This is a genomic window from Rhizobium fabae (assembly GCF_003985135.1).
Taxonomy (GTDB): Bacteria; Pseudomonadota; Alphaproteobacteria; order Rhizobiales; family Rhizobiaceae; genus Rhizobium; species Rhizobium pisi.
Genome location: NZ_ML133651.1, coordinates 280,831 through 302,418 on the forward strand (window position 1 = coordinate 280,831; position 21,588 = coordinate 302,418).

The 21,588-nt window shown below is 61.8% G+C and carries 22 protein-coding genes; 11 read left to right on the forward strand and 11 right to left on the reverse strand.

Annotated elements, in window-relative coordinates:
• Positions 1–47: 47 nt before the first annotated feature.
• The 3 genes from EFB14_RS16865 to EFB14_RS16875 form a co-directional block, all read right to left on the reverse strand.
• On the reverse strand, positions 48–1,004 hold the full coding sequence (locus EFB14_RS16865; RefSeq protein WP_126827265.1) for a 2-hydroxyacid dehydrogenase: 957 nt from the start codon (positions 1,002–1,004) through the stop codon (positions 48–50).
• 28 nt (positions 1,005–1,032) lie between these two features.
• Positions 1,033–2,055, reverse strand: a complete 1,023-nt coding sequence (locus EFB14_RS16870) for a LacI family DNA-binding transcriptional regulator (protein ID WP_126827267.1) — start codon at positions 2,053–2,055, stop codon at positions 1,033–1,035.
• A 119-nt stretch (positions 2,056–2,174) separates the two neighbouring features.
• The gene (locus EFB14_RS16875) at positions 2,175–2,687 is read right to left on the reverse strand and encodes a MarR family winged helix-turn-helix transcriptional regulator (protein ID WP_126827418.1); all 513 of its coding nucleotides are present in this window, start codon (positions 2,685–2,687) and stop codon (positions 2,175–2,177) included.
• 85 nt (positions 2,688–2,772) lie between these two features.
• Between EFB14_RS16875 and EFB14_RS16880 the strand changes: the two genes are divergently transcribed.
• The 5 genes from EFB14_RS16880 (at position 2,773) to cysE (ending at position 7,238) form a co-directional block, all read left to right on the forward strand.
• Entirely contained in the window at positions 2,773–3,561 is a 789-nt protein-coding gene (locus EFB14_RS16880) for a creatininase family protein (RefSeq protein WP_126827269.1), read from the forward strand.
• Between the two features lie 148 nt (positions 3,562–3,709).
• A complete protein-coding gene (locus tag EFB14_RS16885; RefSeq protein ID WP_126827271.1) occupies positions 3,710–4,798 on the forward strand; it encodes a CobW family GTP-binding protein in 1,089 nt (362 codons plus the stop codon).
• On the forward strand, positions 4,798–5,787 hold the full coding sequence (locus EFB14_RS16890) for a WD40 repeat domain-containing protein (RefSeq protein WP_126827273.1): 990 nt from the start codon (positions 4,798–4,800) through the stop codon (positions 5,785–5,787). Before EFB14_RS16885 ends, EFB14_RS16890 begins: the two co-directional genes overlap by 1 nt.
• A gap of 16 nt (positions 5,788–5,803) precedes the next feature.
• A complete protein-coding gene (locus tag EFB14_RS16895) occupies positions 5,804–6,301 on the forward strand; it encodes a GNAT family N-acetyltransferase (RefSeq protein WP_126827420.1) in 498 nt (165 codons plus the stop codon).
• Positions 6,302–6,419: 118 nt separating this feature from the next.
• A complete protein-coding gene (gene cysE / locus EFB14_RS16900; protein ID WP_126827275.1) occupies positions 6,420–7,238 on the forward strand; it encodes a serine O-acetyltransferase in 819 nt (272 codons plus the stop codon).
• A 206-nt stretch (positions 7,239–7,444) separates the two neighbouring features.
• Here the strand turns inward: cysE and EFB14_RS16905 are convergent, their stop codons facing one another.
• Complete coding sequence (locus EFB14_RS16905; RefSeq protein WP_126827277.1) at positions 7,445–8,035, reverse strand: GNAT family N-acetyltransferase; 591 nt, start codon at positions 8,033–8,035, stop codon at positions 7,445–7,447.
• A 94-nt stretch (positions 8,036–8,129) separates the two neighbouring features.
• Complete coding sequence (odc2, locus tag EFB14_RS16910; protein ID WP_126827279.1) at positions 8,130–9,263, reverse strand: ornithine/lysine decarboxylase; 1,134 nt, start codon at positions 9,261–9,263, stop codon at positions 8,130–8,132.
• A 531-nt stretch (positions 9,264–9,794) separates the two neighbouring features.
• Here odc2 and EFB14_RS16915 point away from each other — a divergent pair.
• The 3 genes from EFB14_RS16915 (at position 9,795) to EFB14_RS16925 (ending at position 12,525) form a co-directional block, all read left to right on the forward strand.
• Positions 9,795–10,688, forward strand: a complete 894-nt coding sequence (locus EFB14_RS16915) for a LysR family transcriptional regulator (protein WP_126827281.1) — start codon at positions 9,795–9,797, stop codon at positions 10,686–10,688.
• Positions 10,689–10,813: 125 nt separating this feature from the next.
• Positions 10,814–11,455, forward strand: coding sequence for a DUF1007 family protein (locus EFB14_RS16920; protein ID WP_126827283.1), 642 nt, complete (start codon positions 10,814–10,816; stop codon positions 11,453–11,455).
• A complete protein-coding gene (locus tag EFB14_RS16925) occupies positions 11,449–12,525 on the forward strand; it encodes a nickel/cobalt transporter (protein WP_126827285.1) in 1,077 nt (358 codons plus the stop codon). Before EFB14_RS16920 ends, EFB14_RS16925 begins: the two co-directional genes overlap by 7 nt.
• A gap of 2 nt (positions 12,526–12,527) precedes the next feature.
• On the opposite strand, the gene EFB14_RS16930 is transcribed toward EFB14_RS16925, so the two are convergent.
• From EFB14_RS16930 to EFB14_RS16945, 4 genes are all read right to left on the reverse strand, one after another.
• Positions 12,528–12,734 carry a hypothetical protein gene (locus tag EFB14_RS16930; protein ID WP_126827287.1) on the reverse strand — a complete coding sequence of 69 codons (207 nt, stop codon included), beginning with the start codon at positions 12,732–12,734 and terminating at the stop codon, positions 12,528–12,530.
• Positions 12,731–13,426 carry a GNAT family N-acetyltransferase gene (locus tag EFB14_RS16935; RefSeq protein ID WP_126827289.1) on the reverse strand — a complete coding sequence of 232 codons (696 nt, stop codon included), beginning with the start codon at positions 13,424–13,426 and terminating at the stop codon, positions 12,731–12,733. Before EFB14_RS16935 ends, EFB14_RS16930 begins: the two co-directional genes overlap by 4 nt.
• A 63-nt stretch (positions 13,427–13,489) precedes the next feature.
• Entirely contained in the window at positions 13,490–14,209 is a 720-nt protein-coding gene (locus EFB14_RS16940; protein WP_126827292.1) for a tellurite resistance TerB family protein, read from the reverse strand.
• Between the two features lie 109 nt (positions 14,210–14,318).
• Positions 14,319–14,957 carry a 2-dehydro-3-deoxy-phosphogluconate aldolase gene (locus EFB14_RS16945; protein ID WP_126827294.1) on the reverse strand — a complete coding sequence of 213 codons (639 nt, stop codon included), beginning with the start codon at positions 14,955–14,957 and terminating at the stop codon, positions 14,319–14,321.
• 154 nt (positions 14,958–15,111) lie between these two features.
• Between EFB14_RS16945 and EFB14_RS16950 the strand changes: the two genes are divergently transcribed.
• From EFB14_RS16950 to trhO, 3 genes are read left to right on the forward strand one after another with little or no spacing between them, the layout of a single operon-like run.
• On the forward strand, positions 15,112–15,600 hold the full coding sequence (locus tag EFB14_RS16950) for a CYTH domain-containing protein (protein ID WP_126827296.1): 489 nt from the start codon (positions 15,112–15,114) through the stop codon (positions 15,598–15,600).
• Complete coding sequence (locus EFB14_RS16955) at positions 15,578–16,486, forward strand: CHAD domain-containing protein (protein WP_126827298.1); 909 nt, start codon at positions 15,578–15,580, stop codon at positions 16,484–16,486. Before EFB14_RS16950 ends, EFB14_RS16955 begins: the two co-directional genes overlap by 23 nt.
• Positions 16,487–16,546: 60 nt before the next feature.
• The gene (trhO, locus tag EFB14_RS16960) at positions 16,547–17,476 is read left to right on the forward strand and encodes an oxygen-dependent tRNA uridine(34) hydroxylase TrhO (protein WP_125848679.1); all 930 of its coding nucleotides are present in this window, start codon (positions 16,547–16,549) and stop codon (positions 17,474–17,476) included.
• A gap of 47 nt (positions 17,477–17,523) precedes the next feature.
• Here the strand turns inward: trhO and EFB14_RS16965 are convergent, their stop codons facing one another.
• Positions 17,524–19,737 (reverse strand): putative bifunctional diguanylate cyclase/phosphodiesterase, encoded by a 2,214-nt coding sequence (locus EFB14_RS16965; protein WP_126827300.1) that lies wholly within the window; start codon positions 19,735–19,737, stop codon positions 17,524–17,526.
• A 151-nt stretch (positions 19,738–19,888) separates the two neighbouring features.
• On the reverse strand, positions 19,889–21,262 hold the full coding sequence (locus EFB14_RS16970) for a GH1 family beta-glucosidase (RefSeq protein WP_126827302.1): 1,374 nt from the start codon (positions 21,260–21,262) through the stop codon (positions 19,889–19,891).
• Positions 21,263–21,588: the final 326 nt, after the last annotated feature.

Here is a 21,588-nt window from a genome sequence, read left to right on the forward strand (position 1 = left end):
GCATCGAAGATCGGAACTGCGTCCGATGAATCAACTTCTATGCGCGCCTAGAGCTTTTGCGGCGTCTCCGGCACCGGCGTCAGCGCCGCCCCCTTTTCGAACCAGGCAATCAGATTGTCGGCGACGAGATCGGCCATGGCATTGCGCGTCGGCACGGATGCCGAAGCGACATGCGGCAGCAGCACGGCATTCTCAGGTGTCAGCAGGCCGGCAGGAACGGTCGGCTCGTCGTAGAAGACGTCGAGGCCAGCCGCTCCAAGCGCGCCTGATGCAAGGGCAGCACTCAACGCTTCCTCGTCCACCGTCCAGCCGCGGCCGACATTGACGAGAATGCCGCCAGGACCGAGAGCGGCGAGAATATCGGCATCGATCGTCTTGTGTGTCTGCGGCGTCTTCGGAACGATGGCAATCAGCGTATCCACCGCTTCCGCCAGCGCCTTCAGCGTCGGGTGATAATCGTAGGGCGCGTCAGCGTGGCGCGAACGCGTATGATAACTGATCTTCACCTTGAACGGCTCCAGCCGCTTGGCGATTTCGAGCCCGATGCGGCCAAGACCGTAGAGCCCGACATGGCGTCCCTTGAGCGAGAAGCGCGACAGCGGATAGGCTGTGCCCGGTTTCCAGTTGCCGGCGCGCAGCCAGGCTTCCGCCCGCGGCAACTCGCGGATCGTGTTCAGGAGCAGGCCCATTGCCGTATCGGCGACCTCGTCGTTCAAAACATCGGGTGTATTGGTGACGACGATGCCCTTTTCGGTGGCACGCTTCACATCCATGCCGTCATAGCCGACGCCGAAACTGGCGATCACTTCCACATGCGGCAGCTGATCCATCCAGGCGCCGGAGAAGGCGCCCGAGACGGCTACGCCGCGGATGCGGCCGGCGGTTTCGCCGTCCAGCGCAAGCCTTTCCTCGCGCGCGACGGCGATAATCTCAAAACGATCCTCCAGCCTTTCGAGAACACGGTCGTGTATCTTCCCAGGAACGAGAATGGCGATGCGGGACATGGCTTTTCCTCTTGGATGGGGTCTTGATTCAGGCGCGGGGCCGATGGGGACTGGTGGACTGGCGGATGCGCATTTCCGGTTTGATGAGGTGCATGCCGTCGGGCTCGTGGCTGCCGGCAAGACGATCGAGAAGCGCCCGGGCGGCAAGCCGCCCCACCTCGGTCTGGCCGTTCCACACGGTCGTCAGCGCCGGGGTTGCGATCGAAGCTTCCTCGAGATCGTCATAACCGGTGACGGAAATGTCGCGTCCCGGCACCAGGCCGGCGCGCGCAATGCCGTTCATCAGGCCGATCGCGACGAGATCGTTCCAGCAGACAGCCGCCGTCGGCTTCTGCGGCAGCGAGAGGAAATGTACTGCCGCTTCGAAACCGCCCTGCTTCGAGCGCGGGCCGGGGATGCGCAGGTTCGGATCGACCTCGATGCCGGCCTTGCGTAGCGCGTTGACATAGCCCTGGTAGCGGTCGCGGCCGGTGGATGTCTGGTCCGTGCCGCCGATCATGGCGATCGAGCGATGACCGAGGCCGATCAGGTGGTTGGTGGCGAGCGAGATGCCGTAGCTGTCGTCGCCGCGATAGGTCGGCAGGTCCTGCCCTTCCATCGAACGGGCGACAAGGATTGCCGGCATGCCGTTGTCTTCCGCCAGTTGCACGTCTTCGGGCGGAGTGCCGATCGCCGGCGACATGATGACGCCGTCACCGCCGAGTTGCAGCAGCGTCTCGATGAAGGTGCGCTGCTTTTCGACATTGTCGTAGTGGTTGGACAGGATGAAGGTATGGCGACTGCGATCGAGTTCGCTTTCGATCGCTTTCAGGATCTCTCCGTAGAAAGGGTTCATGATGTCGTGCACGACGACGCCGATGATGCCGGAGCGCGAGGTGCGCAGACTGGCGGCGCGGCGATTGTAGATATAGCCGAGAGCGCGGGCCTGTTCCTTGATCTTCTCCCTTGTGTTGCCGGCGACGAGCGGACTGTCGCGTAAGGCAAGCGACACGGTCGCCGTTGAAATGCCGAGCGTTTCGGCAATCGTCGAAAGCTTGATCTTCTGAACCACGCGTCCTCCTCCAGGCAGCATGCGAGACAGCAAGAGCCTGCCGGCGAACCGACACGGCCCTTAAAATGTTTAATTAAAAGATTTAACCGCCGTAAGCAATTCGTCTTTCAACGGAAATTTCAGTCTTCGTCCGGTTCTTCGATATGAAGCGCTTCGGCCTGCAGATTGGCGTCGATCGCTTTCAGCAGGCGAACAAGATTGCGGATTTCCTTTTCGGAGAATTCCAGCGTCGCCAGCCGGTCGCAGGCCGAAGCCGCCATCTCGATCGCCTGCACGCTGCCGCGGCCGAGTTCGGTGAGATAGACCTTGGTGAGGCGTGCATCCTCCGCATCGGGCTTGCGCTCGAGGAAGCCCTGCGCCTCCATGCGGCCGATGGTCCGCGTCATCGTCGGCGCCTTGACGCCAAGCTTCTGGGCAAGGCCGCCGGCCGTCATACCGTCGCTCTCGGCCAGCGAGAGGATGACGCCGTCCTGGCCAGCATAGAGTCCGCTTTCGAGCAGGTTGCGCGAGAGCACGGTGCGCATGGAACGAGCCGCCTGGGTGAGTGCCGGAGAAAGATCAATGAGCGTATACTCGGTCTGGTCCTTCTTCTTGAACTTACTCTTTTTGCCGTCCTTGTGCTTCTTTCCCATAGCCATCCCTTTGATCTTTAAGCCCCGGCGCCACTGCGATATGACATTGCCCAGGATCTCGTCATAAACAAGAGGCAACCACCGGATGATGACGCCTTCGCCCCGCTTCGAAGACAGCGATCCGGCTTTTGCGCCTAATGGACGCCGCCCGATCGTCGTTCTGCCGCTCGGCGCTCATGAGCAACACGGCCCTCACCTGCCCTTCGAAACCGACACCCTGATTGCCGAAGGCATCGTCGGACGATTGAAGATGGCCCTGCCCGCCGGCCTGCCGGTTACCTTCCTGCCCGCCGAATCGGTCGGCTATTCCATAGAGCATATGGATGTTGAAGGAACGAAGACGCTTGCCTTCGACGAAGCGGTAAACCGCTGGCTCGGCATCGCCGAAGGGCTAGCGAAGCAGGGAATTCGTAAATTCGTGATGCTGAACGCCCATGGCGGCAATTCGCCTGTTATATCAATCGTCGCGACCGAAGCGCGGGTCCGCTTCGCCATGCTGGCGGTGGCGACGAGCTGGACGCGCTTCGGCGTGCCGGATGGCGTCACCACGCCGGAGGAAAAGGCGATCGGCATCCACGGCGGCGATATCGAGACCTCGGTGATGCTGGCGCTTCATCCCCACAAGGTTGATATGGCGAAGGCGGCGGATTTCCCCTCGCGGCAGGCGGACTTCGCTGGCCGCTTCAAGCACCTGCGTGCCTACGGGCCGCATGCTTTCGGCTGGAAGATGTCGGATCTCAACGCGCAGGGCGTGGCAGGCAATGCCGCGGCCGCGACGGCTGAAAAGGGTGAGGCGCTGATTGCACACGCGGTGAAGGGGCTGGTGGAGCTACTGGAAGATATCGACGCGTTCGACGTCGCGGAACTCCGGTGAATAGGGGTCGCCTATGGTGAACAGGCGATGTGATCTTATAACATTATAAAACCCTTTGAACTGCCGTGCCCAAGCCATTATATGAGACCAACTGTTCAAGCGGCCGATCCCAAGCCCCTCGGCCGCATGCTTCATCCTAGAGGTTCTCATGACCGACGCGATTTCCACTCAGAAGCCCATTCCCGTCACCGTGCTCACCGGTTATCTCGGCGCCGGCAAGACGACGCTGCTCAACCGCATCCTCTCCGAAAATCACGGCAAGAAATATGCGGTCATCGTCAATGAGTTCGGCGAAATCGGCATCGACAACGACCTGATCGTCGAGTCCGATGAGGAAATCTACGAGATGAACAACGGCTGCGTCTGCTGCACCGTGCGCGGCGACCTGATCCGCGTCGTCGAAGGCCTGATGCGCCGTCCGGGCCGTTTCGACGGCATCATTGTCGAAACAACAGGCCTTGCCGATCCGGTGCCGGTCGCCCAGACATTCTTCATGGACGACGACGTGCGCGCCAAGACCGAGCTCGATGCCGTCGTCGCGCTGGTGGACGCCAAGCACCTGCCGCTGCGCCTGAAGGACAGCCGTGAGGCCGAGGACCAGATCGCTTTCGCCGACGTCGTCGTCATCAATAAGAGCGACCTCGTTACCCCGGAAGAGCTTGATGTCATCGAGGACATCGTCCGCGCCATCAATCCGGCCGCCCGCGTCTACAAGACCAGCCGCTCCGGCGTCGACCTTGCCCGCGTGCTCGATCAGGGCGCCTTCAACCTGGAACGCGCGCTCGAGAACGATCCGCATTTCCTGGAGCACGGCCATGACGACCACGTCTGCGGTCCGGATTGCGATCACGATCATCACCATCATGACCATGATCACGATCACCACGGCCATGACCATGACCATCATCACCACGGCGCAATGTCGGCGATCCACGATGTGACTGTGCAGTCTGTGTCGCTGCGCGGCGGCGAGATGAACGCCGAACGCTTCTTCCCCTGGATCCAGAAGGTCACCCAGACGCAGGGACCGAACATCCTCCGCCTCAAGGGCATCATCGCCTTCAAGGACGATCCCGAGCGTTATGTCGTCCAGGGCGTGCACATGATCATCGAGGGCGATCACCAGCGGCCATGGAAGGACGGCGAGAAGCATGAAAGCCGTCTCGTCTTCATCGGCCGCGATCTCGACCGCGAAAAACTCGAGGCCTCCTTCAAGGCTTGCGAGGCAGCAGCCTGATGCCAACAGTTGCACCGCTTGATCTCGACGGCCACGTTCTGGCCGTCGAATTTTTAGGTGATGTTCCCTTCTTCGCAAGTGCAGCCGGCACGTTTCACCGGCTGGACGGCGGCGCGAGGGTTTCAGAAGCCCACCAGGGCATGCTCACCGCGATCCGCGATCCCTATAGCGAAAGCCTGATTTCCGGCGGCGAGGACGGCAAGGTTCTGCGCATTGCCGCCGACGGCAGTGTGAGCGAGCTCGCGACTGCCCCGCGCAAATGGATCGCGCAAGTCGCGGCCGGCCCCCAGGGCGCCATTGCCTATTCCTACGGCAAGAGTGCGCTCGTGCGCCTTGCCGACGGCACGACCAAGGAATTTCCCGAGGAACGTACGGTCGAAGGCCTCGCCTTCGCGCCGAAGGGCCTGCGCATTGCCGCCGCGCGATACAACGGCGTGTCGCTGCACTGGGTCGGCATGAGCGCCAAGCCGATCGATCTCGAATGGAAGGGCGCGCATACCGCCGTCACCTTCTCGCCGGATGGTAATTTCCTCGTTACCTCGATGCAGGAAAACGCCCTGCACGGCTGGAAGCTCGACACCAAGCCCGGTGCTGAAGCCCGCCACATGCGCATGACCGGCTATCCCGCCAAGGTGAAATCGCTCTCCTGGTCGGTCAAGGGCAAATGGCTCGCCTCCTCGGGCGCGCCGGCTGCCATCGTCTGGCCTTTCCAGGGCAAGGACGGGCCGATGGGCAAGGCGCCGCTTGAACTCGGCACCCGCGCCAATATCATGGCGACTTCGGTGAAGTTCCATCCGCTGGAGGACATACTCGCCATCGGCTTCATCGACGGCATGATTCTGGCCGTGCGAATCTCCGACAGTAAGGAAGCGCTGCTGCGCCGCCCCGGCAAGGGCGCGATCACGGCAATGAGCTGGAGCGGCAACGGCAAGCTGCTCGCCTTCGCCTCCGAAGCGGGCGACTGCGGCGTCATCGATATCTCGGCTTGAGGCCACCTTGCCTGGTATGGACGACGCCTTGACGGAACCCGAAATCGTAGCGCTTGGCGCCGATCACATGCAGGCCGCAGCGAAGATCAGGCGTGAAGCGCTTTGGCAGCGGCTGCCCTGGCTGCCGGATCTGCATACGCCCGAGGAAGAAGAGCAGTATTGGCGTATGCATCTGCTGCCGAACTGCACGATCCTCGGTGCAGCCATCGGAACCCGTCTCGTCGGCGTCATCGCCTATGGCGACGACTGGATAGAACAGCTTTACGTTCTCCCCGATTTCCAGGCCATGGGCATCGGCTCCCTCCTTCTCGGCTGCGCCAAGGAGGAAATGGACGAGATCCGGCTCTGGACGTTCCAGCGCAATATCGGCGCACGCGCTTTCTACGAGCGGCATGGCTTTGCTGCCGAGGAAGAGACCGACGGCCTCGACAACGAGGAAAAGGAGCCTGACGTGCTCTATTATTGGCGCCGGCTTCCGGAGCTGACCCTCAATCTGCAACCATCCAGCACTTAGAACATCGGATCACGCCCCAAAAGCACAGCTTGTCGGGGCTTGCCAAACGCCTTGCCGGGGCGAAACATGAACTGCGCGCAGAAATCGTCTTGCGCCGCGCCTGACGGAGGAACGGGAAATGCCGAAATCGACTGGCCTCGGTTCGGCCGAGCAACCGCCGCAGCCCCTGGGCGACGCATCCGTCTGGGTGGCAATCCGCGCCGAGGCGGCCGAGCTTGCCGCGCGTGAGCCGATATTGCAGCGGCGGCTTGCCGCGGAGGTAATGGACACCGCCGGCAACGATGAGATCATCGCCCGCGTGCTGGCCTCGCGGCTCCGCGCAGTACAGGTGGACACGGGCGACCTGTTCGATCTCATCCTGTCCACGCTGAACGACGATATCATGCGCAAGATCGAGGCCGATCTGCTGGCCGTGCGCGAACGCGATCCGGCCTGCACGACATTTCTGCACGCCCTCCTCAATCTGAAGGGCTTTCATGCGCTGCAGACGCACCGCATCGCCCACGCGCTCTGGAGCGCCGGCCGGCCGGAGATTGCCAGCTGGCTCGCCAACCTCGCGTCGCTGATCTTCGGGCCTGATATCCATCCGGCAGCAAGGATCGGCGCGTCCATCATGCTCGACCATGGCTCAGGCATCGTCATTGGCGAAACCGCGGTGATCGAGGATGAAGTGTCGATCCTGCAGAACGTTACGCTCGGCGGCACCGGCAAGGAGACCGGCGACCGCCATCCGAAGATCCGCCACGGCGTGATGATCGGCGCGGGCGCCAAGATCCTCGGCAACATCGAAATCGGCGCCTTCAGCAAAATCGCCGCCGGCAGCGTCGTGCTGAAGGCAGTTCCTCCGCATTGCACGGTCGCCGGCGTGCCTGCAGCCGTCGTGCGCATCCACCGCGCCGACGAAATCCCGGCCGAGACGATGGACCAGAATATCTAGCCCACTTTGGAATGGGGCGCCGCCCGTACGCTCTGCGGCCCGCTTGCCCAAAAAGCAATCCGCGCCGCAACCACGGCAGGCCCGCCTGCCTCCATGGTCAAGCGGCGCGGACGTGCTGGCCAAGGGGAAGGATTCCCAACCCCGACCGGCCGGTCGGCATTACGCATAACCTTCCAGCGCCTGAAGAGACGCACGGCGCATTCGCTTCAGGCTGCGCGGCGAACCGGCGCGCTAGCCAGCATGCGTCCCGAAGGGACGATCATGCCAGCCGCGCCGTCAAGCCAGCCTTCCGTGAGCTCGAGCGCAAGAAAGCGCGAGCGTTCGAACGGACCCGGCATGACAAGATGGCGAGCCTTTTCGGCAAAGAAGCCGAAACGCTCGTAATAGGCCGCATCGCCGACGAGCAGGACGGCGCCGTGCCCACGATTTTTCGCTTCGAGGATCGCTGCGCGCATCAGCGCCGAGCCGATGCCCTTGCCGCCGTGATGAGGCGCGACGGCGAGCGGACCGAGCAGCAGCGCGTTGATCGGCGTGCCTTCATCGTTGACGCCGGCCTCAATGTTCCAGAGCCGCACCGAGCCGATGACATGGCCGTCGCGATCGCGCGCGACGAGCGCAAGGCCCTCAGCCGGAACGCGGTTGCGGCGGATCTTCTCGGACGACTTCTTGCGGCGATCCGAACCCATGACGCGGTCGAGCAGGTTCTCGCGAGCAACGACATCCGAGGGATTTTCGGCGTCGATGGTGAAAGTGGTGGGCGCAAAGAATGCGCGGACAGAATCAAGAACAGCGGCCATCTTGGCCTCCCGTACCCAATACCGTTATCAGCGGCGATGAAGGAAAATTGTGAAGTTGCCGCCCCGGCTGGTTACGGGGCCGGCGGAAACGACCTTAGATGACGTAGGCCTTCAGCGGCTCGAAACCGTTGAAAGCGACCGCCGAATAGGTCGTCGTGTAGGCGCCAGTGCCTTCGATCAGGACCTCGTCGCCGATCGAAAGAGAGATCGGCAGCGGATAAAGGTTCTTCTCGTAAAGCACGTCGGCCGAATCGCAGGTCGGGCCGGCGATGACGCAAGGCTCCATCTCGTCGCCGTCGCGATCCGTGCGGATCGGGTAGCGGATGGCTTCGTCCATCGTCTCGGCGAGGCCGCCGAACTTGCCGATGTCGAGGAATACCCAGCGCGCATCGTCATTGTCCGACTTCTTCGAGATCAGCACGACTTCAGCCTTGATGACACCGGCATTGCCGACCATGCCGCGACCCGGCTCGATGATCGTCTGCGGGATCTGGTTGCCGAAATGCGTACGCAGCGCCTGGTAGATCGACTTGCCGTAAGCTTCCGCGGACGGAACGTCGCGCAGGTACTTGGTCGGGAAGCCGCCGCCCATGTTGACCATCTGCAGGTGGATGCCCTGCTTGGCAAGCGATACGAAGACGCGCTTGGCATCGGCGAGTGCGGAATCCCAGGCATCGACCTTGGTCATCTGCGAACCGACGTGGAACGAGACGCCATAGGACTGCAGGCCGAGCTGATGAGCGTAGACGAGAACGTCGACGGCCATCTGCGGCACGCAGCCAAACTTGCGCGACAGCGGCCATTCGGCGCCTTCGCCGTCCGTCAGGACGCGGCAGAAGACACGGGCGCCGGGAGCGGCGCGCGAGATCTTCTCGACTTCCTCGTGGCTGTCGACCGCAAAGAGGCTGACGCCGAGCGCATGAGCGCGAGCGACATCACGCTCCTTCTTGATCGTGTTGCCAAAGGAGATGCGGGCGGCGGTCGCACCGGCTTCGAGCGCCATTTCGATTTCGGCAACGGATGCGCAATCGAAATTGGAGCCGAGGCCTGCGAGCAGCTTCAGCACTTCGGGAGCCGGGTTGGCCTTGACGGCGTAGTAGATGGCGCTGTCCGGCATGGCGTGACGGAAGGCGTGGAAATTGTCGCTGATGACGTCGAGGTCAACCACGAGGCAGGGACCGTCGGGACGTCGGGTTGCGAGAAAGTCGCGGATGCGCTGGGTGGTCATATCGATTCCCTCTTCCAATTCCAGAGCTCCGGTATCAACCGGAGGACAAAGGGCATACGAGAACTCGCATTGGAACCAGCCGGTGGAGACCCCGGAACCATAGCAAGCGCTCGATGCGCGGATAGTGAACCAACGCCGCGGACGCGGTGTAAGTTCGGCTTTGTCTGCCATGGATTGGAGGGAGAATCCCAACCGCACTTCCGGCAATGATGGTGTGCCTCTTCAGTAACCCCCGCTGATGGAAAGCAGGGAGAGAACAAAAAGGCCCGCACCGTCGTTGCTTCAGGCGTCCTCGCATTTTCCGGTTGGCCGGAATAGCGACTGGAGGGGTTAATTCCAGGTACCTTACCGATTTCCTCACCAATTCGAGGGTTCGGCGGACACCCATGGGCACGTGCGACTTTGGGCTGAGTGGGAAATAAGAATATTCGCCTTCATAATCAAGCGTTTTTTTGGTCCCGCCGCCAAAAAAATAATTGAACAAAACGCGCCGATTTGTTCAATATTCTAAAACGGCCTTTGAGGATTTCCATGGATACCTTGACCCGCATACGCGCCTTCATCGATGTCGTCGAGGCAGAAGGCTTTTCCGCCGCGGCGCGCCGCACCGGTCGCTCCAAGGCGCTGCTCTCCAAATATGTGCGCGAGCTGGAGGACGAGCTCGGCGCCCTGCTGCTCAACCGCACCACCCGGCAGTTCTCCATGACCGAAGCCGGCCACACCTATTACCGCACCGCCTCCGATATTCTGAAGGAGATTGACAACCTTGCCGATCTCGTCCGCGAGAATAACGCGCAGCTGAAGGGGCGCCTTCGCATTTCGGTGCCGCGAACCTTCGTCGATGCCGATGTCGGCCAGTCGCTGATCGATTTCGCCAAGGAGAACCCTGACCTTTCCCTGGAGATCGCCGCCGACGATCGATTCGTCGACCTGATCGAGGAGGGCTTCGACGTGGCGATCCGCGTCACCAAACTCGAAGACTCAGGCATGATCGCCCGCAAGATCTCCGACTTCCGCGTCCATATCTGCGCGACCCCAGAATTCCTCGAGCGCTATCCCAATATCGAGCACCCCAGTGATATTTCCAACGTACCCTTCATCATCGATACCAATGCCCGCACCCAGGCGAGCATCCGCTTCCACAATCCCGACAACACCTCGTTTTCCGTTGCCGTTTCCGGGCCGATAGAGGTGAACAGCCCGCATGCGACATTACGCGCGGCCCTTTCCGGCATCGGTATCGCCGTCGTCCCGGATTTCATAGCGCGCAAGCCGATCGAGAGCGGCGAGCTTGTGACGTTGTTCAACGATTATATCCCGACCGACCGCGGCATCTACGCCGTCTATCCGCATCGGCGCTATCTTCCGGCCAAGGTGAGGATCTTCGTCGACTACCTGCACAACTGGTTCAAGAAGCATCCTTGACGCGGGTCTTTGCGCAGGGTGCGACATCGCTGCCTGAGACCAACGAATCCAAGGCGGGAGCCGGTCCCAATTCCGTCCCAATTTCTGGCAAGAAGTCACGGTCACCGAACAGGGCAGCGGGATAGATGAAACATTCGACACTTATGATGGCCGCGCTTCTGTCGCTGGCGCCGGCCGCCGCCTTTGCCCATCCGCACATCTTCGTGGAAGCGCGCCTTGAAGTCGTCGCCGGCAAGGATGGCAGCGTCGAGGAGCTGCGCAATGTCTGGCGCTTCGACGAAGTCTTCTCCTCCTCAGTCGTCATGGATTTCGACAAGAACACCGATCTGAAGCTGGAGCCGAACGAGCTCGCGGAGGTCGGAAAAACGGTGAAGCAATCGCTTGCCGACTATGATTACTACATGAACCTGACGATCAACGGGAAAAACATCACCGTCCAGAAGCCCGATATCATCCATGTCGACTACAAGGACGGTCAGCTGCTGATGTTTTTTGCGGTGAAACCGGCGGAAAAGATGCCCCTCAAGGGCAGGCTCACCTTCGGCGTCTACGACCCGTCGCTTTATACCTCGATCGATTTCCCGACAGACAACGAACTTTCAATGGTTGGCGACGGTTTCAAGGCCTGCAAGCATCAGGTGGTGCGGCCGGATGCCGACGAGGTGATCTCGCAAAACAAGCAGTCGCTGACGGACGCCTTCTTCAACGATCCCACCGGCACCAACATGTCCAAGCTCTTCGCCACCCGGCTGGAGGTCACATGCTGACGAAGCGCCTGCCCCTCGCCCTTTCGGCGGCGATCCTCGCGCTCCTGACGGCGGCAAGTCTCGCCCATGCGCAATCGCCGCTCGGCATCGGCACGGCGGAGCCGAGCTTCCAGCCGACCGGCGGGCCGCTTGCACCGCTTTTGCTCTATGTGAACTACGAGCAGCAGGCCTTCTACCGGGCACTGACCGGCGCCTTGAAGGCGATGCGCCAGGACCCGTGGCAGCTGGCGTCGCTGATCGGCCTCTCCTTCGCCTACGGCGTCTTCCATGCCGCCGGCCCGGGTCACGGCAAGGCGGTCATCTCTTCCTATATGATCGCCAACGAGATCGAGCTGAGGCGCGGCGTGGTGATCTCCTTCATCTCGGCCTTCGTGCAGGGCGTGGTCGCGGTGGCGCTCGTCGGCGGCGCCTGGCTGGTGCTGCGGGGCACCGGCATCACACTGACGGCGGCGACCCATGCGATGGAGATCGCAAGCTTCGTCATGGTCATTCTCTTCGGCGGTTGGCTGCTGTTCCGAAAACTGCGCTCGATGGTGGGCAATTTCCCGCGCCGCCGGCTTATGGCCACATCAGCCGGTCCGGTCTCCATGATGCTCGATTGGAAAGACAATGCGGCCGAACGCCAGGCCTATTCCTTCAACGGCAGCGCGCAGCCGGTGGAAGCCGGCCATACCTTCGTTCCCGGCATGGCCTGCGAGACCTGCGGCAATGCCCATGTGCCTGATCCGGCCCTGCTCGGTGGTGACAATTTCAGCGCCCGCGAAGCCTGGTCGGCCATCGCAGCCGTCGGCCTTCGCCCCTGCTCCGGCGCATTGCTTGTTATGACCTTTTCGCTGCTGAACGGGCTCTATCTCGGCGGCGTGCTTTCGGTCGCCGCCATGTCGCTCGGCACGGCGATCACAGTTTCGGTGCTTGCAACCCTTGCCGTCACCGCCAAGGGTGCTGCCGTCCGCCTCTCCGGGCGCGGCTCGACTGCCTCGGTCTGGGTCGGCAATGCGATCGAAATCCTCGGCGCCCTTCTCGTCATCCTGATGGGCGCCTTGCTGCTCGGCGCTTCGTTGCAGGGATAGGCCTACTTCTCTCTGCTTCTTTGGTAGCGCGCCCGCAGCCAGAAGACGGCGAAAAACGCCATGATCAGGCAGACGCCGACGATGATCGCCAGCACCGGCGAAAAATTGCCGATCCACAAAACGATGGTCGGCAGGAAATAGAGGACGAGGCCGGCACCGAACAGAATAATGGCGGCGGCGATCGCCTGCGAGCGGCTCTCCTGGTTCACGCGAGCCTTTCCTTTTCCAGATCGGCGCGGATATCCTGCAGGCGGCGCTTCTGGTCACCGGCGGCGTGGAAATTCTCCGGCGAAAGCCAGGCTTCGAAGGCATCGTTGATCAACGGCCATTCGGCATCGATCATCGAGAACCAGGCGGTGTCGCGGTTGCGGCGCTTGGAGATCATATGCTGGCGGAAAACGCCCTCGAAGCTGAAGCCGTAACGGACAGCCGTTGTCTTGCTCGCCTCGTTCTTGTTGTCGCATTTCCATTCGTAGCGGCGGTAGCCGAGCTCTTCGAAAACGTGCTTGGCCATCAGATAGTGCGCTTCGGTCGAAAGCGGCGACCGCTTCATCTCGGGGCCATGCGCCACCCCGCCGATTTCGACGACACCGTTTGCCGGGTCGGCGCGCATGTAGTTCGCCATGCCGACAATCTTGCCGGTGGCGTTGTCACGGAAGATATGGGTGAGCCAGCCGGACTTGGTGTAGACGGTCTCCAGCCAGTTGGCGAAATCCTCGATCCCGGAGAAATCGTCCTGCGCGAAATAAAGAAGCAGCGGATTGATGCCCATGCCGCCGAGCCCGTCCCACAGCGCCTCGAGGTGTTCCTCGCGGCGATAAGGCTCGACGGTGACAAAACGGCCCTTCAGCGTGACCGGCTTCGGCGCCGGGCAGCCCTTGAAATTTGCAAGATCGCGCATGTTCACTCCCCTTGTCTAGGAGTGGATAGGCCAGCCGCCCGGCAAAGGCAACCGGCCTGCTTGTTACTGTGACAAGGTAACCTTGGCGGAGGAGACCGTCGCCTCGATATGATCGACCAGCTGGTCGGCAAGGCCGAGCCGGCCGGCAAGTAGATCGAGGTAACCCCGCTCGGCGCGCGAATCCGGCTCGATGGTCAGCCGCGAGGCGGTGTAGAGTTCGACACGCTGTTCTTCCGTCGTCGCGGCGGCGACGAGCGCATCGATATCCGTCGGCGAAGCGAGCTCCCGTTCGATGAAGGCCGCAGCCTCACCACTGACATCGGCCGCCTTGATCTTGTCCATGATGAGGGCGCGTTCGGCATCATCGATATGACCGTCGGCCTTGGCGGCGGCGATCATTGCGCGGATCAGCACCAGCACGAATTCATTGCTGCCGGCAGGCGACGCCGGCCCGAAGCCGGATTCGGCAGGTGGCGGCAGGAGGATCGGATTGTTGGCCGAGGGTGCATCGGAGGGAGCGGCGGGCGCTTGGCCCGCCTGGTAATTCTTGTAGGCCTGGTAACCGAGGCCGGCAATGGCGGCAAGACCGCCGATCGCCAGCGCGTTTCCGGCAATGCCGCGGCCGGTCTTGGTGCCGAGAAGCACGGCTGCGATCGCGCCCGTCGCCAGCGGATTGTCCCTGGCCGTCTGCACGGAGTCACCCGCCCTGTCGCGGACCGTACCGCCGAGACCCGGCACCTGCGAACCCAAGAACTGGTCGAGAAGCTTCTTTGCGTCGAACATTCCTCGTCATCTCCCTGTTTGAGGCAGGAGGAGAACATAGGTTTGCGACGGCTGAAATACAAATTGGAGGCTCGCCGAGAAGCTTACCCCCTATCTCAGAAATACGCCCTCAAGCCTTCAGCGCCGCGGCCTCTGCCGCAAGCTTGGTAATGCCGGCCCAATCGCCGGCTGCGACCAGTTCCTTCGGCGCTACCCACGAACCGCCGACGCAGATGACGTTCGGCAGCGAGAGGTAGTCATTGGCGTTCTTCAGCGAAATGCCGCCGGTCGGGCAGAACAGCGTGCCTGCCAACGGCGAGGAGAGCGCCTTGAGATAGGCCGCACCGCCAGCCTGCTCGGCCGGGAAGAACTTCAGAACCTGGTAGCCTTCTTCGCGCAACGCCATAACTTCGCTGGCGGTGGCGGCGCCGGGAAGCAGCGGCACCTCGGAATCGGCTGCCGCGTCGAGCAGTTCTTGCGTCGTGCCGGGGCTGACGATGAATTTCGAGCCGGCCTCGACGGCGGCTTTCCAATGGGCGACATTAAGGATCGTGCCGGCGCCGACTTCGGCGCCCTCGACCTCGTTGGCGACGGCACGCACGGCATCGAGTGCCGCCGGCGTGCGCATGGTGATCTCGATCGCCTTCAGGCCACCTGCGACGAGCGCACGTGCCAGCAGCACGGCCGACTTCGCATCGTCGACGATAAGCACCGGAACGACGGGCTGGAGTTTCAGGATGGAAAGGAGCTTGTCTGTTTTCTCGCCCATGGCCGTACGGTTTCCTTGAAACGATTGAAATCCGGCTTCCGAATAACGCTCCGGCGTGACCTTGTCGAGATAAAACCAGACTCGCAACATGATGGGTAGGAAATGCGTGGAAATTGGTCTACCGTGCCTGGATCGTCACAAAAGGTTCACCGGTATGGCGAAAGAGATCGAGCGGAAGTTTCTCGTGCGCAGCGACGGATGGCGTTCTGCGGTGGAGACGAAGTCGAGCCTGAGACAGGGTTACATCGCCTCGATGGACGACCGTTCCGTCCGCGTGCGCATCCTGGACGGCAAAAAGGCGAGACTGACGATCAAGATCGGCCGCAGCGCCATCACCCGTGATGAATTCGAATATGACATTCCGGTCGCCGATGCCGAAGAATTGTTGCAGGCCGCAATCGGCATCGTCATCGAGAAGACGCGCTACCGCGTTCCCCATGAGGGCTTCGTCTGGGAGGTCGACGTCTTTGCCGGCGAACATCGCGGATTGGTGATTGCCGAAGTAGAAATGACGTCGGAAACCGACAAGCCGGCCCTGCCCAGCTGGCTTGGCCGCGAAGTGACCGGCGATTTCCGCTATTCCAACCAGGCCCTCGCTACAGAATACGAGCACGACAGGCATGGGCTATCGCATACGGCCTGAGGCCGATTTCACCGAGGAATTCCGCAGCGTCGCCACGGACCAGCTTTCCCGTGCCATCACTGTTCTCGACGAGCGACCGGGTGGCGTCGACGAGGCGATCCATTCCTTCCGCAAGAACCTGAAGCGGCTGCGCTCGCTCTACCGGCTCGTCGCCCGCGAGGTGCCGGATTTCCAGAAACGTGAAAATGCAAGGCTGCGCGAGACGGCGCGGTCGCTGTCGGCAATCCGCGACGCGGCCGCACTCATCGGCACCGTGGAGTATCTGCGGCACACCGCCCGCAGCCCCGACGAGAATGAAGCACTCGGCCGCATCATCACCGTTCTGGAAGGGCGCCGGGACTGGATGGCAGAGGCCGAACGCGGGCTGGAACAGCGGCTGAAGGAGGCCGCCGGCACGCTGAAGGAGGCGATCGCCTCGCTCGACACGATCGCCTTCGACGGCAACCACCGCAAGAATGCCCGCATGCTGGGCAAGAGCTGGCGCCGCACGAGCCTGAAGGCGAAGGCGGCGCTGATGGCCTGCCATGACGAGGGAACGGCCGAAGATTTCCATGATCTTCGCAAGCGCACCTATGACTACCGGCTCTACCATTCCCTTTTGAGCGATGTCTGGCCGGGCGCCATGAAGGCCAAGCGCGATGCGGCCAAGACGCTCGTCGAGGATCTCGGCCATATCCATGATCTCGTCGTGCTCTCCGAACTCGTCGAAGCCGAACCGCAGCTCTTCACCCGCAACGACGACCTGACGCATCTGCTCGACGCCATCATCTTCCGCCAGCAGGAAGACCGTCGTCAGGCGCTCGTCAAGGCCGAAGCCGTCTTCGCCGATCACCCGGACGAGGAAGCGCAGCGCATCGAGCTTCTCTGGCTGGCGACCGGGAACTGAGAAAAGGCGCCATTGGCGAAGGCAATTGCGCGGCTCGCCGATTTTCTGTATTTCCGGCCCATGACCGACAGCCTGACACACACCAGCCCGTTCCTCGTGGCGGCGCTCTACCATTTCGTTTCCGTGCCGCGCTTTCAGAGCCTGCAAGGCCCGCTGCAGGCGCTCTGTGAGGAGAACGGCGTCAAGGGAACGCTGCTTCTGGCACATGAGGGCATCAACGGTACGATCGCGGGGCCGGATGCCGGCATTGTCGCCGTACTCTCCTTCCTGCGCGCCCAGCCGGAATTTTCAGGCCTAGAGCACAAGGAGAGCCGCGCTTCGAAAATGCCCTTCCTGCGCATGAAGGTGAAGCTGAAGAAGGAAATCGTCACCATGGGCGTTGAAGACATCGACCCCAACAAGGTTGTCGGCACCTATGTGGCGCCCAAGGACTGGAACGCGCTGATATCGGATCCCGATACGATCGTCATCGATACCCGCAACGACTACGAGACGGCGATCGGCACCTTTCGCGGCGCTCTCGACCCGAAGACGAAGACGTTCCGCGAGTTTCCCGATTGGGTGCGCCAGAATCCCGGTCTGCACAACAAGCCGAAGGTCGCCATGTACTGCACCGGCGGCATACGCTGTGAGAAGGCCACCGCCTTCATGAAGGCGCAGGGCTTCGACGAGGTCTATCATCTCAAAGGCGGCATCCTGAAATATCTGGAGGAAGTGCCGCAGGAGGAAAGCCTCTGGGATGGCGCCTGCTTCGTCTTCGACGAGCGCGTCTCCGTCGAGCACGGGCTTAGGGAAGGCGAACACAGGCTCTGCCACGCCTGCCGCAACCCGATCACCGCCGAGGAAATCACCTCGCCGCTCTACGAGGAAGGCGTTTCCTGCAGCCACTGCTATCACACGCGCACGGAAGAAGATCGGCTGCGCTACCGTCAGCGGCAGCACCAGATCGCACTCGCGAAAAAGCGCGGCCAGCGGCATATCGGCAGCTGAATCCGGATTCTTTTTGAGTCCGGCCTGCCGAAGCCCCCCGTAGCCGGTCAGGCAGCGCCGAGACGACGCCGGGCTTCTGGCTCCGCCGCCTGCCGCTCGTCCAGCATCTCCGTGATGAGATCGGCCGTCATCGGCTTTCCGAACAAATAGCCCTGCAGGCAATCGCATCCGAACAGGCGCATCGCCACCGCTTGCGCCTCGGTCTCGATGCCTTCAGCCGTGACGGGAATATCGAGCGAGCGGGCAAGCGCCACCGTCGCCTGCAGCATCTCGCGCTGCCGTTTGTCCTCGTTGATATCAATGACCAGCGAGCGGTCGATCTTGATGCGGTCGAAGCCGAACTGTCTGAGATAACCGATCGAGGAGAAGCCGGAACCGAAGTCGTCGAGCGCCACCTTCACCCCCAGCCCCTTCAGACGCTCGATCGACTGACGGGTGCGCTGCGGATTCTGGATCATGTAGCCTTCGGTGATTTCGAGCGTGACGCGGCCGGCCCCGATCTCCGTCTGCTTCAGCACGTATCGCACATAATCGGTGAAAGCAGGATTGCGGAACTGGCCGGGTGAGACGTTGACGGAGATGCCGAGGCCTGGCCATTGCTTGGCCGTCTCGCAGGCCTTGCGCAGCACGAACAGCCCAAGCGATTCGATGAGGCCGCTGGTCTCGGCGATCGGAATGAAAACTTCGGGTGAAACCGGCCCGTGGCCCGGACGATTCCAGCGCACCAGCGCCTCGACGCCGGTGAGCGCATGCGTCGTCGCATCGACCAGCGGCTGATAGGCGAGCGTCAGGTCGCCGCTTTCGATGGCGACCCTGAGGTCGATCTCCAGCGCATTGCGCTGCTCTCGATCGGTATCCATCGACGGGTCGTAGAGCGTCATCCGCGCGCGGCCGGCCTCCTTGGCCTTGTACATGGCAAGGTCGGAGCGACGCACCAGTTCCTCGCGTTCGATGGCGCCCACCGGCGACATGGCAATGCCGATGCTTGCCCCGACGACGACGACGCGGCGACCGATCTCCAGCGGCTCGGCCAGAAAATCGAGGATCTGTTCGGAAAGCTGGAGAGCCGCGGCGTTTTCGCCGTCGGAAAGAAAAGCGATGGCAAATTCATCGCCGCCGATGCGGGCGAGAACCGCGCCTTGCGGAATGAGCACGGCGAGGCCGGCTGCGACCGCGCGGATCAACTGATCGCCGGTGCCGTGGCCGTAACTGTCGTTGACTTCCTTGAAGCCGTCGAGGTCGAGATAGAGGAGCAGAACGTTGCGCTTGGTCTGGCGTGCTTCCACGACGAAACGGTCGACCGCGAGCCCGAGACCATCGCGATTGGAAAGGCCGCTCAACCGGTCGCGCAACGCGTCCTCGCGGGCATTGTTTTCCTCGCTCTTCAGCCGGCGGCCGGCAAGCCAGCCGATGACCAGCAGCACTATGAAGAACAGCCCGACCAGTCCGAGCGCCTGGATGACCATCGGCCGCACCTGTGCATAGCCGACATCGCCGGGCGAACGCGAGGTCCAGACGAGTTTGGCGAGCATGGTTCCCGCAGGATCGGCGATCGGCACGAAATAATCGGCTTCAAGGGCCGGCGGCGCCAACTTCAGCCCGCCGATGACATAAGTCTGGCCGAGCCCGGCCACCCTATCGTCATCGAGATGACGGGCGAAAATGAGATAGCGGTGCTGACCGGCCGGCACATCCAGCGCACCGGATTTTTTCCGCACCAATGCGACGCCGACTGCGGCAATGCCGCGCTTGGTGGCGACGAAACCGACCGCCTGGGGACGATCGGCAGGACCGGCCGCCTTGACCGTGTCGAGAAGGGTCCAGAGCGACGGTTGAAAGAAATCCGCCAGCGGCTCCTCCATCGGCTGCCCGTCGCGATAGGCGAGGATCGCCTTCTTCTGATCGTCAATGACGATTGCCATATCGAAAAGCGAACTGTTGAGCGACATCTCGCCGTAGTTGCTCACCGTCCATGCCATGCCCTCGGGCGCATAGACGTTGACGGCGGCGTCGTCCCAGGCGGCGTAGTCGTCGAGTGTCGCGCCGAGCTGATCCTCGAAAGTCTTCAACGCGCCGATCGTCGTTTCGCGCGAGCGCTCGTCATCGAGAAGATTGGCATTTTCAGCTACGCGTTCGAGCGCCGTCAGCACCATGATGGTGACGACGGCGACGATGACGGCGAAGGAGAAAAGCACGCCTGTGACGGTGATGTGACGGCCTATTCCCGATCCCTTGCTCTGCGACTTTGCGACTGTCTGCATTACGGCTCCCTGACGGTCGAATTCTGCCAGTCAAGGGTTCAAAAACGTTTAAGCAACCGCCTGTTGAAGATTTTACGGCGGTCTATTTTTGCTTTTGCCGTTGATGCAAAGCTTCAGCCAAGCAATGTCAGCCACTTAACGGGGATGAGGCCTAACCTGCTTTGTGGTTTCCCTTCGGGAATTGCGCCGCCAAGTCGCTGTACCACTTGCCGCTCTTCTTCACCGTGCGCACTTGTGTCCCATAATCGACATGGACGAGGCCAAAGCGCATGCGATAGCCTTCCGCCCATTCGAAATTGTCCATCAGGCTCCAGGCGAAATAACCGCGCAGGGGATAGCCGTCCTTGATGAGGTCGGCCACGACATTGAGATGATCGCCGACATAGTCGAGGCGCATTGTGTCGTCCACTTCGCCATCGACGACGTCGGTGTTGTCGCAGGCGCCGTTCTCCGTGATGTAGCATTCCGGCAGTTGGTAGCGGCGGTAGAGATCTTCGACCAGGAGCTTCAGTCCCGGCGCATAGATTTCCCAGCCGATATCGGTCTTGACGTCGCTTACCGGCGGCGCTTCCAGCGTCCAGGGGAAATCGCCCTTGCGGTCGGCATCGTCGAAAACACGCTCGGGCTTGTAGTAGTTCAGACCCCACCAATCGAGCTTCTGGCTGATGAGTTTGAGGTCGCCGTCCTCGATGACAGGCATGCGGTCGCCGAGCGCCTCGACGAACTCCCTCGGATATTCGCCCTTGAAGACGGGATCGAAGAAGGCGCCATTGTGGAACTGGTGCGCCCGCTCGCCGGCGGCAAGATCGGCCGGGCTGTCGGAGCCGGGAATGATCGAGGCGGCGTTGAGCACGAGCCCGACCGGCACATTGGGGGCTTCGGAGCGGATCGCCTCGACGCCGAGGCCATGGGCAAGATTCATGTAGTGCATGGCGTGAAGGGCGGCCTGCATGTTGCGCTCGCCGGGAGCATGGATGCCGTAGAGGTGGCTCAACCAGACGATGCACCAGGGCTCATTGAAGGTGGCGACCCTGTCGAGGCGGTCGCCAAGGCGGTTCATGACAGTCTTGGCATAACGCTGAAAGGCATAGGCAGTCGAGCGCGCCGTCCAGCCACCATCGCCGGCAAGCAACAGAGGCAGATCCCAATGGTAGAGCGTCGCGAAGGTCTTGATCCCACGCGCCTTGCAGCCGTCGACCAGCCGATCGTAGAAATCGAGACCGGCCTCGTTTACCGGACCGGTACCGTCAGGGATGATGCGCGGCCAGGCGATGGAAAACCGGTAGGCTTCGACACCCATATCCTTGATGAGATCGAGATCCTGCTCCAACCGGTTATAGTGATCGCAGGCGACGTCGCCATTGTCGCGATTGTAGACACGGCCGGGCATATTGCAGAAAGCGTCCCAGATCGACGGCTTGCGGCCATCGGCCCTGCTGGCGCCTTCGATCTGGAAGGCGGCGGTGGCCACGCCGAAGGTGAAGTCGCCAGGAAAGCGCTCTGCGAGCTTTTTCGGATCGATCATCTCTAAAATCCTGTCTCTAAAGCATGTCGCGCAAAAGCGTGCAGCGGTTTTGCGAACGACGACATGCGGAAAATCAAAGATCTCAAGTGTGGCAGGCGAATCTGACAGACCGTGCCACGCTTTGGGTTGAGGCCGTTATGCGGGATTTAGCCAAGCCCGAAGGCAAAGTATAGGGCGACGGCGAGAAAAACTGCAACGTTGCAGGAGGGCCTTTCTTCCAGTCCTTCGCACGCTCATAACGACAATGTCAGCAGTCGTGAGTTGCTCTCGGGGGCACGATCTTTACGCGGGAAATAGCATCATCGCTGCTGCCTGACCGAGAGCAA

What these genes read in the sequence shown, in the direction of transcription:
- EFB14_RS16865 (WP_126827265.1), bottom strand. Translation starts at nt 1,004, where the DNA reads ATGTCCCGCATCGCCATTCTCGTTCCTGGGAAGATACACGACCGTGTT.
- EFB14_RS16875 (WP_126827418.1), bottom strand. Translation starts at nt 2,687, where the DNA reads ATGGGAAAGAAGCACAAGGACGGCAAAAAGAGTAAGTTCAAGAAGAAG.
- EFB14_RS16880 (WP_126827269.1), top strand. Translation starts at nt 2,773, where the DNA reads ATGATGACGCCTTCGCCCCGCTTCGAAGACAGCGATCCGGCTTTTGCG.
- EFB14_RS16885 (WP_126827271.1), top strand. Translation starts at nt 3,710, where the DNA reads ATGACCGACGCGATTTCCACTCAGAAGCCCATTCCCGTCACCGTGCTC.
- EFB14_RS16890 (WP_126827273.1), top strand. Translation starts at nt 4,798, where the DNA reads ATGCCAACAGTTGCACCGCTTGATCTCGACGGCCACGTTCTGGCCGTC.
- EFB14_RS16895 (WP_126827420.1), top strand. Translation starts at nt 5,804, where the DNA reads ATGGACGACGCCTTGACGGAACCCGAAATCGTAGCGCTTGGCGCCGAT.
- cysE (WP_126827275.1), top strand. Translation starts at nt 6,420, where the DNA reads ATGCCGAAATCGACTGGCCTCGGTTCGGCCGAGCAACCGCCGCAGCCC.
- EFB14_RS16905 (WP_126827277.1), bottom strand. Translation starts at nt 8,035, where the DNA reads ATGGCCGCTGTTCTTGATTCTGTCCGCGCATTCTTTGCGCCCACCACT.
- odc2 (WP_126827279.1), bottom strand. Translation starts at nt 9,263, where the DNA reads ATGACCACCCAGCGCATCCGCGACTTTCTCGCAACCCGACGTCCCGAC.
- EFB14_RS16915 (WP_126827281.1), top strand. Translation starts at nt 9,795, where the DNA reads ATGGATACCTTGACCCGCATACGCGCCTTCATCGATGTCGTCGAGGCA.
- EFB14_RS16920 (WP_126827283.1), top strand. Translation starts at nt 10,814, where the DNA reads ATGAAACATTCGACACTTATGATGGCCGCGCTTCTGTCGCTGGCGCCG.
- EFB14_RS16925 (WP_126827285.1), top strand. Translation starts at nt 11,449, where the DNA reads ATGCTGACGAAGCGCCTGCCCCTCGCCCTTTCGGCGGCGATCCTCGCG.
- EFB14_RS16935 (WP_126827289.1), bottom strand. Translation starts at nt 13,426, where the DNA reads ATGCGCGATCTTGCAAATTTCAAGGGCTGCCCGGCGCCGAAGCCGGTC.
- EFB14_RS16940 (WP_126827292.1), bottom strand. Translation starts at nt 14,209, where the DNA reads ATGTTCGACGCAAAGAAGCTTCTCGACCAGTTCTTGGGTTCGCAGGTG.
- EFB14_RS16945 (WP_126827294.1), bottom strand. Translation starts at nt 14,957, where the DNA reads ATGGGCGAGAAAACAGACAAGCTCCTTTCCATCCTGAAACTCCAGCCC.
- EFB14_RS16950 (WP_126827296.1), top strand. Translation starts at nt 15,112, where the DNA reads ATGGCGAAAGAGATCGAGCGGAAGTTTCTCGTGCGCAGCGACGGATGG.
- EFB14_RS16955 (WP_126827298.1), top strand. Translation starts at nt 15,578, where the DNA reads ATGGGCTATCGCATACGGCCTGAGGCCGATTTCACCGAGGAATTCCGC.
- trhO (WP_125848679.1), top strand. Translation starts at nt 16,547, where the DNA reads ATGACCGACAGCCTGACACACACCAGCCCGTTCCTCGTGGCGGCGCTC.
- EFB14_RS16965 (WP_126827300.1), bottom strand. Translation starts at nt 19,737, where the DNA reads ATGCAGACAGTCGCAAAGTCGCAGAGCAAGGGATCGGGAATAGGCCGT.
- EFB14_RS16970 (WP_126827302.1), bottom strand. Translation starts at nt 21,262, where the DNA reads ATGATCGATCCGAAAAAGCTCGCAGAGCGCTTTCCTGGCGACTTCACC.